The organism is Mycobacterium sp. ITM-2016-00317 (assembly GCF_002968295.1).
In the GTDB taxonomy this organism is placed as follows: domain Bacteria; phylum Actinomycetota; class Actinomycetes; order Mycobacteriales; family Mycobacteriaceae; genus Mycobacterium.
On record NZ_CP134399.1, the window covers coordinates 2171773 to 2187263 of the forward strand.

The following is a 15491-nucleotide window of genomic DNA, read 5'->3' on the forward strand; positions in this document are numbered from 1 at the left end:
TGCCCGGTTCAGTACTGCCGGTTGGGAAGTGCTTCGATCGCCTGCTCGGTGGTGAACGTCTGGTCCGGGACCACCACGCGTGCGGGGACCTGCTCGCCCGCCACCACCTTCTTCGCCAGATCCATCAGTTGCGGTCCGAGCAGCGGGTTGCATTCCACCAGGAAGTTGAACTTGCCGTCGGCCAGCGCCTGCATGCCGTCGTTGGTGGCGTCGACCGCGACGATCTCGATGTCCTTGCCGGGGGTCTTGCCCGCGGCCTGGATCGCCTCGACCGCGCCCAGACCCATGTCGTCGTTCTGCGCGAACACCAGGTCGATGTCGGGATGGGCCTTGAGGAACGCCTCCATCACCTGCTTGCCGCCGGATCGAGTGAAATCGCCTGTCTGCGACGCGATCACCGTCAGGTTGGGCGATGCCGAGATCGCCTCCTCGAAGCCGGTGTTGCGGTCGATGGCGGGATCGGCACCGGTGGTGCCCTCCAGGATCACGATGTTCACCGGGTCGGTCCGGTCCGCGTACTCCTCGACGACCCACTGGCCGGCACGCGGCCCTCGTCGACGAAATCCGCGCCCAGGAACGTCTTATAGGCATCGGGAACCGTGGTGTCCACCGCGCGATCGGTGAGGATCACCGGGATGTTCGCGTTCTTGGCCTCCAGCAGCACGGCGTCCCAACCGGTGCGCACCACGGGGCTGAACGCCAGCACGTCGACGCCCTGCTGGATGAACGACCGCAGCGCCGAGATCTGGTTCTCCTGCTTGCCGTTGGCGTCGGAGAACTTGAGGTGGACGCCGGCGGCCGAGGCGGCCTCCTGGACGGATTTGGTGTTGGCGGTGCGCCAGCCGCTCTCGGCGCCCACCTGGGAGAAGCCCATGGTGAGGCTGCCGTCCCCGCTCCCGCTGCCGCCGCCCGGTCCGGGGCCGGCCCGCTGCCGCACCCCGCCAGGGCGGTGGCCACGGTGGCTGCCAATGCCGCGAACAGTGCTCTTTTCCTCACGGTCGCTCCTTGCTGGTGGGGGTGATGGCGTCACACCGGGCCGGAGAGTGTGGCCTAGGTAACAGGGTGGATGTTAACGCTAACGTTTTGGCACTGTCAATAGCCAAAAGGGCAGTTCAAGGGCTGCTGGGCGGATTGGTGAGCGCTCACATGGCCCGGCTGCTGCGCGCTCAGCGCACCGGTTTGAGCCGCACCGGCGTGGTGGCCACCAACCCCAGCGGGTCGACGTAGTCGGCGCGCGAGGCAGGTCCCCACATCGCGCCCCAGTGCAGGCATGCCGACACCGGGCAGCCCGGATGTCCCGCGGTCAGCGCGCCGAGGGTGGTGCCCGCCGCGACCACCTGGCCCTGCCGCACCGCGGGGTCCACGGGCTCGTAGCTGGTGCGCAGACCGCCGGGATGGGCGATCGACACGACCGGCCTGCCGGCCAGTAGGCCCGCGAACACCACCGTGCCCGGGGCCGTCGCGTGCACCGGCTGTCCCGCGACACCGGCAAGGTCGACGCCGCGGTGGCCGCGCTGCCACTTCGGGGTCGGTGCATCGAACATCCGCACCACCGCCGGCCGCGGACGCATCGGCCAGCCCAGCCGCCCGTCGTCGGCCGCCGCGGGGGCCACCGGCAGTACCGTGACGGCGACGGCTATCAGCGCGATCCGCATCCGCCCAGTTCAGCGCACTGTCGCCGGGTGGCGGAAGCGCGACATCGCACGCCTGTGCACGGTGTGTGCGCTGGTAAAACCAGCTGCTCGCAGGGTGTAAACTGCTACCCGCAGCTCGTTTGCGCGGGCTGACTTCGCGCGTCTGCGACACGGGCTCCAGTTGTTCCGGGGCATCGTCACCTCGCATGCCGGGCGGTCCCGTCCCGAGGTTCTCCTCGACGGCGGGTCCGGCATCGAAAGCAGACGCCAGGGTCCGGCTCACCCGATGCCGGACGACAACCGACAAGCAAAGAGGTATCGCCAACCATGGCTGTTGTAACCATGAAGCAGCTGCTCGACAGCGGCGCACACTTCGGGCACCAGACCCGTCGCTGGAATCCCAAGATGAAGCGGTTCATCTTCACCGACCGCAACGGCATCTACATCATCGACCTGCAGCAGACGCTGACCTACATCGACTCGGCGTACGAGTTCGTAAAGGAAACCGTTGCGCACGGCGGTTCGATCATGTTCGTCGGCACCAAGAAGCAGGCGCAGGAGTCCATCGCCCAGGAGGCGACCCGCGTCGGCATGCCGTACGTGAACCAGCGCTGGCTGGGCGGCATGCTCACCAACTTCCAGACCGTGCACAAGCGCCTCCAGCGGATGAAGGAGCTTGAGGCGATGGAGCAGACCGGTGGCTTCGAGGGTCGCACCAAGAAGGAAATCCTCATGCTGACGCGTGAGAAGAACAAGCTGGAGCGCTCGCTCGGCGGTATCCGGGACATGCAGAAGGTGCCGTCGGCGATCTGGGTCGTCGACACCAACAAGGAGCACCTCGCGGTCGCCGAGGCCCGCAAGTTGAACATCCCGATCATCGCGATCCTGGACACCAACTGCGATCCCGACGTCGTCGACTACCCGATCCCGGGCAACGACGACGCGATCCGCTCGGCCGCGCTGCTGACCAAGGTCGTGGCCTCCGCGGTCGCCGAGGGCCTGCAGGCCCGTGCCGGCGGCGGCGCCGACAAGCCCGCCACGGAAGCGGCCGAGCCGCTGGCCGAATGGGAGCAGGAGTTGCTGGCCGGTGCCACCACCGCCGCACCCGAGGCCGGCGCGCCCGAGGCCGCAGCACCCGAACAGTCCTGATTTCGACGCCTTTAAGGAAAGACATCTATGGCTAACTACACCGCCGCCGACGTCAAGCGCCTCCGGGAGCTGACCGGTGCCGGCATGCTGGATTCGAAGAACGCGCTGGTCGAGGCCGAGGGCGACTTCGACAAGGCCGTCGAGTTGCTGCGTATCAAGGGCGCCAAGGACGTCGGCAAGCGCGCCGAGCGCGCCACCGCCGAGGGCCTGGTCGCCGCCAAGAACGGTGCGCTCATCGAGCTGAACTCCGAGACGGACTTCGTCGCCAAGAACGCCGAGTTCCAGGCACTGGCCGACCAGGTCGTCGCCGCGGCCGCCGAGGCCAAGGCCGGCGATGTCGAGGCTCTCAAGGCCGCCAAGCTCGGTGACTCGACCGTCGAGCAGGCCATCGCCGACCTGTCGGCGAAGATCGGCGAGAAGCTCGAACTCCGTCGCGCCGCCTACTTCGACGGCACGGTGGAGACCTACCTGCACAAGCGTGCCGCGGACCTGCCGCCCGCGGTGGGTGTGCTGGTCGAGTACGAAGCCGGCGACGCCGACAAGGGCACGGCCGCCGCGCACGCGGTCGCGCTGCAGATCGCCGCGCTGAAGGCCAAGTACCTCAGCCGTGAGGACGTCCCCGAGGACATCGTCGCCAACGAGCGGCGGATCGCCGAGGAGACGGCCCGCGCCGAGGGCAAGCCGGAGCAGGCGCTGACCAAGATCGTCGAGGGTCGGGTCACCGGGTTCTACAAGGACGTGGTGCTGCTCGATCAGCCGTCGGTGTCCGACAACAAGAAGTCGGTCAAGTCGCTGCTCGACGAGGCCGGGGTGACCGTGACGCGGTTCGTCCGCTTCGAGGTCGGTCAGGCCTGATCGCCTGACACGCAGACAACGACAAGACCCCCGAGACAGTGTCTCGGGGGTCTTGTCGTTGTCGGGAGGCGCGACGGCGGGCCGGGCGGCGGATTCCGCACCGCGTCGGCGGCGCGGCACGGGAACCCCGCGAATCACCCGCGATTGTTTGCCAACGCTGCACTGTGTGCGGCAAACCGGGGTGCCTGGGCCGTGCCGCCGAGTTCCGTGGTTTGCCGTGTTCCGTGAGTGATGGCGGTGGCAAAGAGTGCAGCTAATCTGCCTGCCATTTAACGGCTCAGTTAATTGGTGTTCGTTGCTGTTTTCGCTATTTGCTGAGTTAACCTCTGTCCATGTTGGTGGGGAATAAAATTCGCGGTCCAGGTGACGGATACCGTTGAAGTCCGCCGTACGGCAAACATTGCCGTCGGGGGGGAGGTTTCAGCCGAGGAGATCGCTGACTTCGGCCAGTTACGCAGACACAAAGCCTGGGAACGGGTTGCCGGTCCCCTGATCGACCTGTCGACCGCGTCGGCGGCGGTGGCGATCGGGATGTTCTGGGCGTCGCACGATCACCTGCAGCTGCCACCGACCTGGATGCTGTGGTTCTTCGCACCGACCATCCTGATGATGAGCGCGCTGCGGGGTCTCTACCGGCGGTCCCTGGAGCGGACCTTCCTCGACGAACTCCCGACCCTGCAGGCCGTCACCGCGCTGACCGCGATGCTGCTGCTGAGCGGCCTCGTCCTGAACTCGGGGGTGTCCGGCTCCCTCGGCAACACCGTGGCCAGGATCTGGATGTGCGCGGCGGTGCTGATCCCGCTCGGGCGGCTGCTGTGGTACTCGATCAAGCGCCACCTCTACCGCCGCAACGTGCTGACCGCGCCGACACTCATCGTCGGCAATGGCCGGATCGCCGCCAAGGTCGTCGACCGGCTCGAGATCACCCCGGAGTACGGCCTGCGGCCGGTCGGGTTGGTCGACGACGAGCCGCCGTCGATGGGCATCGACCGCGACAAGCCTTCGAGCATCCCGTACCTGGGGCGGCTGGACGACCTGGACCGGGTCATCACCGCCACCGGGGCCGAGTGCATGATCGTCGCGTTCTCCCGCACCCGCGACGACGCGTTGTCCACGGCGGTCAGGCTCGCACAGAACCGGGGCGTGGCGGTGTGGATGGTGCCCCGGATCTTCGACACCATCGGTGTGCACGCCCGCATCGACCACATCGGCGGCCTGCCGCTGATCGCCGCTCCCCGCACCGACCCGCGCGGCTGGCAGTTCGTGGCCAAGCACGTGTCCGACCGGGTGGTCGCGACGGTGGGGCTGGGGCTGATCTCGCCGTTGTTCGTGACCCTGATGCTGCTGGTGCGGCTGAGCTCGCCCGGACCGATCTTCTTCGGCCAGCCCCGGGTCGGCCGCGACGGCCGGGTGTTCATGTGCCGGAAGTTCCGGTCCATGCGCCCGCCCGAGGCCACCGACGGCGCGTTCACCCTCGATCCCGACCGCGCGCCGGGCGGGGTGGAGGGCGAGGACCGGCGCACCCGGATCGGCAAGATCATGCGGGCCACCTCGCTCGACGAACTGCCACAGTTGATCAACGTGATCCGGGGCGAGATGAGCCTGGTGGGCCCGCGCCCGGAACGCCCGGAGTATGTCGACCTGTTCAACATCCAGATCGCCCGCTACGGCGACCGGCACCGGGTCAAGGCCGGCATCACCGGATGGGCACAGGTGCACGGTCTGCGCGGGCAGACCTCGATCGCCGACCGGGCCGAGTGGGACAACTTCTACATCGAGAACTGGTCGCTGTGGCTGGACTGGAAGATCCTGGCGATGACCGTCGGGGCCGTGCTGCGTCGCGCCGAGTGAGGCCGACCCGCCGGTACGCTTTGGTACCGTTCGGCCATGGATCGAGTGCACGCGTTCGGTGACGATGCCCTTGGCGACTCCGACGCCGTCGGCCTGGTCGAGGCGCAGCAACGCGGCGAGGTGTCCGCCGAGGAACTCGTCGAGGCCGCCATCGCGCGCACCGAGAAGGTGAACCCGGCCCTCAACGGTCTCGCCTACCAGGCCTACGACCGGGCACGGGCCCGCGGGCGGCAGCACCGCCGCTACGGCGGGTTCTTCGACGGGGTGCCGTCGTTCGTCAAGGACAACGTCGCCGTCGCCGGGATGCCCACGATGAACGGCACGGACGCCTGGGATCCGGTGCCGGCCTCCGACGACGGCGACTTCGCCGCCGCCTACCTGGCCACCGGCCTGGTGCCGCTGGGCCGGACCCGGATGTCGGAGTTCGGTTTCAGCGCCGCCGCCGAACACCCACGGCTGGGCGCGGTGCGCAATCCGTGGCACACCGGGCACACAGCCGGCGCGTCGTCGTCGGGGTCCGGTGCGTTCGTCGCCGCCGGGGTGGCGCCGATCGCGCACGCCAACGACGGCGGCGGGTCGATCCGGATCCCCGCGGCGTGCAACGGACTGGTCGGGCTCAAACCGAGCCGAGGCCGGCTCCCGCTGGACCGCGACATGCGGCAGATGCCGCTGCGCATCGTGGCCAACGGCGTGGTGACCCGCTCGGTCCGCGACACCGCGGCGTTCTACCGCGAGATGGAGAAAGTGGTCTCGAACCCGAAACTGCCGCCCATCGGCGACGTCACCGGCCCCGACGGCCGACGGCTGCGGATCGCGGTGTGCACCCGGTCGATTGCGCACGAGGCCAGCCCGGAGGTCGCCGAACTCACGCTCAAGACCGCGGCCCTGCTCGAGGCGCTCGGCCACCGCATCACCGTGATCGACAACCCGGTGCCGCAGCGGTTCATGGACGACTTCCTGCTGTACTGGTCGTTCCTGGCGTTCGCGTTGATACGCGGTGGCCGGCGCACCTTCGGCCCGAGCTTCGACCGCAGCAGGCTGGACAACCTGTCGCTGGGTCTGGAACAGCACGCCGCGCGCAATCTGCACCGGGTGCCGACGGCCATCGCGCGCCTGGCGCGGGTGCGCCGCGTCACCTCGCGGTTGCAGGCCGACCACGACGTCCTGCTGACACCCACGCTGGCCCACGTGACGCCGCCGGTCGGGCACCTCGATCCCAGCGCTGCGTACCGGCAGATCATCGACCGGCTCGTCGAGTGGGTGGCGTTCACCCCGCTGCAGAACGCGACGGGGGAGCCGGCGATCTCGTTGCCGCTGGCCCAGTCCGGGACCGGGATGCCCGTGGGGATGATGTTCTCCGCAGGCGTCGGGGAGGAAGCCCGCCTGCTCAGCTTGGCGTTCGAACTCGAACAGGCACAGCCCTGGTGCCGCATCCAGGATTGATCACCGCGACATGACGCCGTAACGGGACGGCGATCTGTTAACAACGCCGACACTGCAGGCGGCTGTTGAGGAAACCTGCGAGTCGCAACATCGCTTCTCGTGGAGACCAGTCAGGTCGGCAACGCACCCACAACAGGTCGATCACCGCAGATCCCCACCGGCTCTCAAAACACGTTCACGTGCCTGATCCGGTTCGCGTTGGCCAACATCCGGCGACGCCCTGAGAGGTTCGTGCTCTCGGTCGTGGGAATCGCGCTCGCGATCGCGTGTGTCACGGTCGTGCGGACCATCTCGGCCAGTTTCGTCATCACCGGCGAAGATTCGGTCGACGATGTGCTCGGGGCAGGGCAGCTCTGGGTGGTGCCTGCCGCCGGCGTGCACTACGACCCTGCGGCGCAGGCCATGGTCGCTTCCGGCCCTGCTCCCGCGATCGCCGTCCCTGAGGGGTGGACCGCGACACGCACGCTGTCAGGGGTCACCGACGTCGACGGCGAATCGGTGTCGCTGCGGGGCAGCGATCAGATTCCCAGCGGCGAAACGAATCTCGGATCGTCGCTGGCTGAGAGGCTCGGAGTCGGCGAGGGCGACCACGTGACGGTCGGCGGGCGTCCGCTGCGCGTCGGCATCACCGGCCACGGCCAGTCGATGACCGTGGCGACCTCCATGGCGCAGTCGATCGTCGGCGACGACGGTTGGTGGGTGGTGGCCGCGCCGCCGGGCAGCGAACAGCGTCGCGACCTCGCGCAGACGTTCGGAGCTGCTGTGGGGCTGCCCTCGACTCCCGACCCGTCGGTGCAACCCGACCCCGCGGGCGCCGGACTCATCTACGACACGGTCGGCGGTTCGGGACCGCTGTCCTTCGCGCAGAAGTTCTCGGCTCTGTTCTCGGGCAAGGTGACCGGGTCGACCCTCGGATTGATATCGATGATCGGGCTCGGTCTGGGCTTCGTCATCGCGATCTCGTCGTTCCTGGCCGCGGTGACCGAGCGGCGCCGCGAATTCGGCATCATGAGCAGCATCGGCCTGGCCGACGAAGTGCTGTACTTCTTCCTCGTCGAATCGGCCATCGTGTTCCTGTCCGCGTACGTGGTGGGCATCATCGGCGCGGGTATCGCTGTGGCGCTGGTGATTCCGGGCATCGCGACGGTGACATCCTGGCTGCAGGGCGCCGCACTGACCGCGATGTTCCTGCCCGCGATGGCCATCGTCGGGGCGTTGGTTCCGGTCCACCGGCTGCTGCAACAGCGCCCGGTGTCGTTGTTGGGGGAACGCTGATGATCAGCAAGGGTCTGTCCTACGGGTGGCTGGCGGCGCGCCGCCGGGTCCGGGAGATGGTGCTTCCGGCCATCACGACCGCCACCGGCGCGTTCCTGGTCGTGCTCGTCTTCGGGATGTCGGACGGGATCCGCACCCAGTCGGCCTCGCTCGGACACGCCGACGAAATCGCCCGTGCCGTCGTGCTGATCGCCGTCACCGTGCTGTTGGTGGGGGTGGCCGAGGTCGCGGTCGCGACCACGCGCACCGTCGCCCATCGCACCGGTGAACTCGGGGTGCTGGGCGCCAACGGGGTGCCACGCCGGCCCGTGGTGGCCGCCCTGCTGGTCGAACCGGTGATCGCGGCCGTGCTGGGCGCGCTCGCCGGTGCGCTGCTGGCCGTCGTCGCCGGGGTCGTCCTCGGTGCCGTCGGCGCCGTCGCCACCGGGGTGTCCTACCCAGGTCTGGCCTCCGGCGCCGTGACCGCGATCGTGGTCAGCGTCCTGGCGGCGCTGACCACGAGCATCGTGCCGACCTGGAAAGCGGCCTCGCAATCGCCCATCCGTTCCCTCGCATCAGGAGGTTGACCGTGACCGCACTCGACGAAACACCAGGTGTCGCAGTTCCCGTCGGCGCCGATCCAGTCGCCCCGGTCATCGAGATCGCGGATGTCTGGAAGCTGCACAAACTCGGCGACGAGATCGTCAAGGCTCTCAAGGCCGCCGACCTGACGGTGCTGCCCGGAGAGTTCGTCTGCCTGATGGGACCGAGCGGCAGCGGCAAATCCACCCTGCTCAACATCATCGGCGGCCTGGACCGGCCGACGAAGGGCACCGTGAAGGTCGCAGGCAAGGACACCGCCGCGCTGACCGAAAGTCAGTACGCCGCGTTGCGCCACGACGCCATCGGCTTCATCTTCCAGAGCTACAACCTGATCCCGTTCCTGTCGGCGGTCGAGAACGTCGAGCTTCCGCTGATGTTCGAGCCCTACGATCGGAAAGCATTGCGTCAGCGCGCGATCGAGCTGCTTGAGCTGGTCGGGCTCGGGCACCGGATCAACCACCAGCCCACCAAGATGTCGGGCGGTGAGCAGCAGCGCACGGCGATCGCCCGCTCGCTGATCAGCAGCCCGGCACTCGTCCTCGCCGACGAGCCCACCGCCAACCTCGACCACCGCACGGGGGAGACGGTGGTGCGGATGCTGCGCGACCTGTGTTCGACCATGGGAGTCACCGTGGTCGCGAGCACCCATGACCCCACGGTGGCCGACGAAGCGAGCCGTGTCATCCGGATGAAAGACGGACAGATCGTCAATTGATCTCAACCACTTTGGGAGACAACCAATGACACAAGCTGAGGCGGCGCCACCTGCGGGGCGCGACACACTGATGACGACCGAACTCGTCCCCGAGCAGATCCTCCCCAAGGTGATGAGCACGTTCGGCCTGACGGCGGCCTACGTCTTCATCATCTGCTGGGTCACCGGTTCCTCGGTGATGGCAGGCGGCGGTTGGACGGCCATCCCGATGTGGGTGCTCGGAATCCTGACGTTCCTGGTCCCCGCGGGTATGGCCGTGGTCGAGCTCGGCAACCTGTGGCCGGGTCAGGGTGGGGTGTACATCTGGGCCTACCGCACCATGGGTGAGACGTGGGGCTTCATCGGCGGCTATCTGTCGTGGGTGCCGGTGATCCTCAATGCGGCATCCTCGCCTGCGGTGGTGCTGCAGTTCCTGCTGCTGGCCTTCCACACCGAACTCGGGCTGACGACCAGCATCATCCTGCAGCTGGTGATCCTGTGGACCGTCATCGGTCTGGCGCTGGCGAAACTGGCCGCCAATCAGAAGATCATGAACATCGTCTTCGTGGTCTACGGCGTGCTGACTCTGACGATCTTCATCAGCGGTCTGCTCTTCGCCGTCGAGAACGGCTCGGCGACACCGTTCAGCTGGGCCGAGGCGACCATCCCCAATTTCGCCGTTGCCGGCTTCCTCTACGGAACGGTGCTGCTGTACCTGCTCGGCGTCGAAACCCCGTACAACATGGGCGCGGAGTTCCTGTCGGTCCGCAAGAGTGGGCCGCGGATGATCCTCTGGGGCTCAACGGCTCTGGTCGCCATCTACCTGATGACCACGCTAGGCACCATGATGGCGCTACCCGGCGACGAGATCGACCCGGTGACCGGCATCATCGGGATGCTGGACGTGGCGGGCTTCCCCGGCCTGATGGAGATCTGCGCGATAGTGCTGGCCGGCATCATCATCGTGGCGCTGATGACCTACCAGGTGGCGTACTCGCGGTTGATCTTCGTCTCCGGCCTGGAACGGCACCTGCCGCGCATCTTCACCCACCTCAACCCACGGACCCGTAACCCGGTGACGGCCATCCTGATCCAGGGCGTCATCTCGTCGCTGATCCTCGTGGGCCTGTACTCGCAGAGCAGCATGGCCAACGTCACCATCTACCTGCAGGGCGGCCTGAGCACGGTGTGGCTGCTGTCAGGGTTCTTCTTCCTGATCCCGCTGGTCGTCGCCCGCAAGAAGTACGCGGACAGGTATGCGAGCGAACAGTTCTGGCGCATCCCCGGCGGCATGGCCGGAGTGTGGGCCGTGGTCGTCGTCGGTTCGATCGGCACGATCGGCGGCATCTACTACTCGTTCGTCACGCCGTGGATCGACGTGCCACAAGCGACCTGGATGACATGGGTCGGATCGATCAGCCTCGGCATGTTCGCCCTCGGGCTCGTGGTCTACATCTTCGGCCGTCGCTCGGCGCACAAGACCAGCCAGGAAGACAACCTGGCTCATCTCGCAGTATTCGACCTCACCAAGACAGAAGCAGAGGACACAACCAAATGACCATGGAGGACACCGCACTGAGCGCGGATCCGATCGGGGACTTCCATCACTACCCGCTCGACCCGCTGAGTGGCCCCGAGATCGAGGCTGCCGCGGCGGTCGTGAGGGAATCCGAATACGGAACTCCCACACTCAAGTTCGTGATGATCCAGCTCGCCGAACCGGACAAGAACGCGGCGCTGACGTTCGAGGGACAGCACGACGTTGCGCGTCGTGCATTCCTGACGATGTACGACGCGCCCGCCAAACTGGTCTACGAGGCGGTCGTCGACCTCGGGGCGCGCGTCGTCGAGTCCTGGACACCGATCCCGGGGCGGTTCCCGTCCTACCTCGTCGAGCACATGACCGGGGTGGAGGAGAAGGTCAGGGAGGATCCCCGCTGGCAGGAGGCGATGCGCAAGCGCGGCGTCACCGACTTCAGCCTCGCGATGATCGACCCGTGGCCCGCAGGCTATTACGGTGCGCAGGACCACTACGACAACTCGGCGCTGATCTGCCGTCCGCTGACGTTCATGCGGGCGGCGCCGTCCGAGCACGGATACGCCCGGCCGGTCGAGGGACTCATCGTGACGTTCGACCTCGACGCGATGGTCGTCGTCGACGTCGAGGACCACGGGGTGGTGCCGTTGCCGCCGACGGCGGGCAACTACAGCGAGAAGTTCATGTTCGACCCGGACAATCGGCCCGCCTTCACCCAGTTCCGCGACGACGTCAAACCGATCGAGATCATCCAGCCCGACGGGCCGAGTTTCACCGTCGACGGCTGGAAGGTGCAGTGGCAGAAGTGGTCTCTGCGGATCGGGTTCAATCCGCGGGAGGGCATCACCCTGCACGAGATCACCTACACCGACCGGGGGGAGACCCGGCCGATCATGTACCGTGCCTCGCTGTCGGAGATGGTGGTGCCCTACGGCGACAGTTCCCCCACGCACTGGAACAAGAACGTCTTCGACATGGGTGAGGTCGGGATGGGGTTCTCGGCCAACCCGCTGACGTTGGGCTGTGACTGTCTCGGCGAGATCCACTACTTCGACGGCACGGTCAACGACTCCAGCGGCAACGCGGTGACGATCCCGAACGCGATCTGCATGCACGAGGAGGATTTCGGGATCTCCTGGAAGCACACCGATTTCCGCACCGAAGAGGTCGAGGTGCGCCGGTCCCGGCGGCTGGTGATCTCGATGATCTGCACGGTCGGCAACTACGAGTACGGGTTCTTCTGGTACTTCTACAACGACGCCTCGATCGAGGTCGAGGTCAAGCTCTCCGGGGTGCTGACCACGGGCGCGGTCGAGATGGCGCCGGGGGAGCAGCCGCGCTGGGGCAAGATGGTGGCTCCGGGTATCTACGGCCCGAACCACCAGCACTTCTTCAACTTCCGCCTGGACATGAGCATCGACGGTGCGAACAACAGCGTCTACGAGGTGGATTCGGTACCCGAACCCGACCCGGAGCTGAACCCGCACCACAATGCGTGGATCACCCGAGACACCCTGGTGGCCTCCGAAGCCGACGGGGCGCGCGACTGGAACTGGTCGACGGGCAGGTACTGGAAGGTGACCAACCCGGCCAAACCCAACGAGCTCGGCATCCCGGTGGCCTACAAGCTGGTGCCCAAGGACGTGGTGCCGGTGATGGTGCAGGAGGGCTCCCACATCTATGACCGCGCCCGCTTCCTGCAGCACAACCTGTGGGTGACCCGGTACGACCCCGCCGAACGGTTCGCCGCAGGCGACTACATGTACCAGTCGGCCGACGTGCAGGGGCTGCCCGATTTCGTCGCCGACGACGCGCCGCTGGAGAACACCGACGTGGTGCTCTGGTACACCCTGGGCGCCCACCACGTGGTGCGGCCCGAGGACTGGCCGGTGATGCCGTGCGCGTACACCGGCTTCCACCTGAAGCCGATCGGCTTCTTCGACGGGAACCCGGCGCTGGACCTGCCGCCGTCACCGCCGAAGGCCTGCCACGCGGGTCAGGCCGGTCTGCCGGTGGCCGAGCGCGCCCTGGAGTCCTGACCCGTACTCCCGTCGTTCCGCCTGAACGGGATGAACAGTGCCAGCGACGCGAGAAGCAGAGCGCTCAGCGCGACGACATTGAGCACCTGGTCACGCGGGCTGTAGTGGTGCAGCATCTGCAGGTGAAGGATCAGATGCAGCAGGTTGAACACCGCCCACGTGCCTGCGGTGACCCGGACGAGCGTGGTGTTGGCCACGCAGATGAACGCCAGCACGCTGAGTACCGTCAGGCCGAGGAAGAAGGCTCCGACGTCCTTGGCGAAATGTTCGTTGTAGGGGCCGAGTTGGGGCAGCCAACTCATCCCCAGGCCGGGGAACGTGTCGTACCAGTGGACAGGCGCGAAGTACGCCCATCCGCCGGTGACCGCGCCCGTGAGGGCAAGAAAGCAGAGCAGGACGCGATGCGGTGTCGGGTTCACGTCGACTCACGGCTCCACGGCGTAGTGGCTGGAGATCGCTATGCGGTTGAGGGCGTTGATGACGGCGGCTACCCAGCGCAGCGCGGCGGCCTGCTGCCCGCTGAGTGCGGCGGTGTCCTCGTCGATGCCTGCGTTGGGGGTGTCGATGCGGGTGATCTCCTCGGCGATCGCCAGTGCGGCCCGCTCGGTGGGGGAGAAGTAGTTCGTCTCCCGCCACGCGGGAAGCACGGCGAGTTGATCGGTGGTCGCTCCCTTGGCCAGCGCGTCGCGCACGTGCATGTGCAGGCAGAACCCGCAGCCGTTGAGCTGGGAGGCCCGGATGCGGACCAGCTCGACGGTCAGCGCGGGCACCCCGGCCGCCAGCGCCGCCTTCTCGGCCTGTCCGGAGAGCGTGATGGTCGTCTGGTATGCGTTCGGGACCGCTGAACTCAGCGGCGTGCGTGCAGTCATGTCAGTGAGACGAGAACGGGGCGGCAGATGTGACAGCGACGAGCGTGCGTGGACTTCGGGAGAATGTCGGCGTGTCGGCCGCAGACACGCCCGCTCGCGCGGTGGAGAGTGCCGCCTGTGGCCCTTCGGTCATCTGACGCTCCTGGGTTTGGCAGGATTGGGGGGTCGTCACGTGGTGGCGGCGTTGTGTGCAGACCGGAAGGAGCCCGATGGCTGATCCAGCGGACGAGCCATTCACCGACCAGCCCCCTCTGATCCGGCCGGCATACGGCAGGGTCCTGCTCAAGCTCGGCGGTGAGATGTTCGGCGGCGGTCAGGTCGGGCTCGATCCCGACGTGGTCGCGCTGGTCGCACGCCAGATCGCCGAGGTCGTCCGCAGCGGCGCGCAGGTCGCCGTCGTGATCGGCGGCGGGAACTTCTTCCGCGGCGCCCAGCTGCAGCAGCGTGGCATGGAGCGCACCCGGTCGGACTACATGGGCATGCTCGGTACCGTGATGAACAGCCTTGCCCTGCAGGACTTCCTGCAGAAGGAGGGCATCGACACCAGGGTGCAGACCGCGATCACCATGGGTCAGGTCGCCGAGCCCTACATCCCGCTGCGGGCCGTCCGGCACCTGGAGAAGGGGCGCGTCGTGATCTTCGGCGCCGGCATGGGTCTGCCGTACTTCTCCACCGACACCACCGCCGCCCAGCGCGCGCTGGAGATCGGCGCCGACGTGGTGCTGATGGCCAAGGCGGTCGACGGCGTGTTCTCCGCGGACCCGCGCATCGAGCCGGACGCCGAACTGCTGACGGCGATCAGTCACCGTGAGGTCATCGACCGCGGGCTCAAGGTCGCCGACGCGACCGCGTTCAGTTTGTGCATGGACAACGGAATGCCGATCCTGGTGTTCAACCTGCTCGTCGACGGCAATATCGCGCGCGCCGTCGCGGGTGAGAAGATCGGGACACTGGTCACCACGTGACGCGTGGCACCGGGAGAGCAACAGCGACGGGAGAAAGACAGTGATCGACGAAACCCTCTTCGATGCCGAGGAGAAGATGGAGAAGGCCGTCTCGGTGGCACGCGACGACCTGGCGTCGATACGTACCGGCCGCGCGAACCCCGGGATGTTCAACCGCATCCATGTCGACTACTACGGCGCCTCCACCCCGATCACGCAGCTGTCCAGCATCAACGTGCCTGAGGCGCGGATGGTCGTCATCAAGCCGTACGAGGCCGGCCAATTGCGCATCATCGAGGACGCGATCCGCAACTCCGACCTCGGGGTCAACCCGTCCAACGACGGCAACATCATCCGCGTCTCGATCCCGCAGCTCACCGAGGAGCGCCGCCGTGACCTGGTCAAACAGGCCAAGGCCAAGGGCGAGGACGCCAAGGTGTCGGTGCGCAACATCCGTCGCAAGGCGATGGAGGAACTGTCCCGGATCAAGAAGGACGGCGACGCCGGCGAGGACGAGGTGACCCGCGCCGAGAAGGACCTCGACAAGAGCACCCACCAGTACACGAATCAGATCGACGAACTGGTCAAGCACAAGGAAGGCGAGTTGCTGGAGGTCTGA

The 15491-nt window shown here is 67.2% G+C and carries 14 protein-coding genes and 1 pseudogene; 11 read left to right on the forward strand and 4 right to left on the reverse strand.

The window, feature by feature from the left end:
- Positions 1–8 precede the first annotated feature (8 nt).
- Both C6A87_RS29185 and C6A87_RS10340 read right to left on the reverse strand, forming a co-directional pair.
- Positions 9–874: pseudogene (locus C6A87_RS29185) on the reverse strand (ABC transporter substrate-binding protein).
- A 292-nt stretch (positions 875–1166) separates the two neighbouring features.
- Positions 1167–1655, reverse strand: a complete 489-nt coding sequence (locus C6A87_RS10340) for a M23 family metallopeptidase (RefSeq protein WP_311117139.1) — start codon at positions 1653–1655, stop codon at positions 1167–1169.
- Positions 1656–1961: 306 nt separating this feature from the next.
- Between C6A87_RS10340 and rpsB the strand changes: the two genes are divergently transcribed.
- The 9 genes from rpsB to C6A87_RS10385 all read left to right on the forward strand — a co-directional run bounded on the left by rpsB (position 1962) and on the right by C6A87_RS10385 (position 13059).
- Positions 1962–2783, forward strand: coding sequence for a 30S ribosomal protein S2 (rpsB, locus tag C6A87_RS10345; RefSeq protein WP_311117140.1), 822 nt, complete (start codon positions 1962–1964; stop codon positions 2781–2783).
- A 27-nt stretch (positions 2784–2810) separates the two neighbouring features.
- Positions 2811–3638, forward strand: a complete 828-nt coding sequence (gene tsf, locus C6A87_RS10350) for a translation elongation factor Ts (protein ID WP_003928570.1) — start codon at positions 2811–2813, stop codon at positions 3636–3638.
- A gap of 363 nt (positions 3639–4001) precedes the next feature.
- Positions 4002–5489, forward strand: a complete 1488-nt coding sequence (locus tag C6A87_RS10355) for a sugar transferase (RefSeq protein ID WP_311117141.1) — start codon at positions 4002–4004, stop codon at positions 5487–5489.
- Positions 5490–5525: 36 nt separating this feature from the next.
- Positions 5526–6932 (forward strand): amidase, encoded by a 1407-nt coding sequence (locus C6A87_RS10360; RefSeq protein WP_311117142.1) that lies wholly within the window; start codon positions 5526–5528, stop codon positions 6930–6932.
- Positions 6933–7031: 99 nt separating this feature from the next.
- Positions 7032–8207, forward strand: coding sequence for an ABC transporter permease (locus tag C6A87_RS10365; RefSeq protein ID WP_311117143.1), 1176 nt, complete (start codon positions 7032–7034; stop codon positions 8205–8207).
- Positions 8207–8773, forward strand: a complete 567-nt coding sequence (locus tag C6A87_RS10370) for an FtsX-like permease family protein (protein ID WP_311117144.1) — start codon at positions 8207–8209, stop codon at positions 8771–8773. Before C6A87_RS10365 ends, C6A87_RS10370 begins: the two co-directional genes overlap by 1 nt.
- A gap of 2 nt (positions 8774–8775) precedes the next feature.
- Entirely contained in the window at positions 8776–9504 is a 729-nt protein-coding gene (locus C6A87_RS10375; protein ID WP_311117145.1) for an ABC transporter ATP-binding protein, read from the forward strand.
- A 25-nt stretch (positions 9505–9529) separates the two neighbouring features.
- Positions 9530–11041: an APC family permease gene (locus tag C6A87_RS10380; RefSeq protein WP_311117146.1), complete on the forward strand. Its 1512-nt coding sequence runs from the start codon at positions 9530–9532 to the stop codon at positions 11039–11041.
- Positions 11038–13059 (forward strand): primary-amine oxidase, encoded by a 2022-nt coding sequence (locus tag C6A87_RS10385; RefSeq protein WP_311117147.1) that lies wholly within the window; start codon positions 11038–11040, stop codon positions 13057–13059. The genes C6A87_RS10380 and C6A87_RS10385 overlap by 4 nt, the downstream gene beginning before the upstream one ends.
- On the opposite strand, the gene C6A87_RS10390 is transcribed toward C6A87_RS10385, so the two are convergent.
- Both C6A87_RS10390 and C6A87_RS10395 read right to left on the reverse strand, forming a co-directional pair.
- Entirely contained in the window at positions 13017–13478 is a 462-nt protein-coding gene (locus C6A87_RS10390; RefSeq protein WP_311117148.1) for a hypothetical protein, read from the reverse strand. The two genes, C6A87_RS10385 and C6A87_RS10390, sit on opposite strands and share 43 nt — an antisense overlap.
- A 6-nt stretch (positions 13479–13484) precedes the next feature.
- Entirely contained in the window at positions 13485–13928 is a 444-nt protein-coding gene (locus C6A87_RS10395; RefSeq protein ID WP_311117149.1) for a carboxymuconolactone decarboxylase family protein, read from the reverse strand.
- A gap of 209 nt (positions 13929–14137) precedes the next feature.
- Between C6A87_RS10395 and pyrH the strand changes: the two genes are divergently transcribed.
- Complete coding sequence (gene pyrH / locus C6A87_RS10400; protein ID WP_311117150.1) at positions 14138–14893, forward strand: UMP kinase; 756 nt, start codon at positions 14138–14140, stop codon at positions 14891–14893.
- Between the two features lie 40 nt (positions 14894–14933).
- Positions 14934–15491: a ribosome recycling factor gene (frr, locus tag C6A87_RS10405; RefSeq protein WP_311117151.1), complete on the forward strand. Its 558-nt coding sequence runs from the start codon at positions 14934–14936 to the stop codon at positions 15489–15491.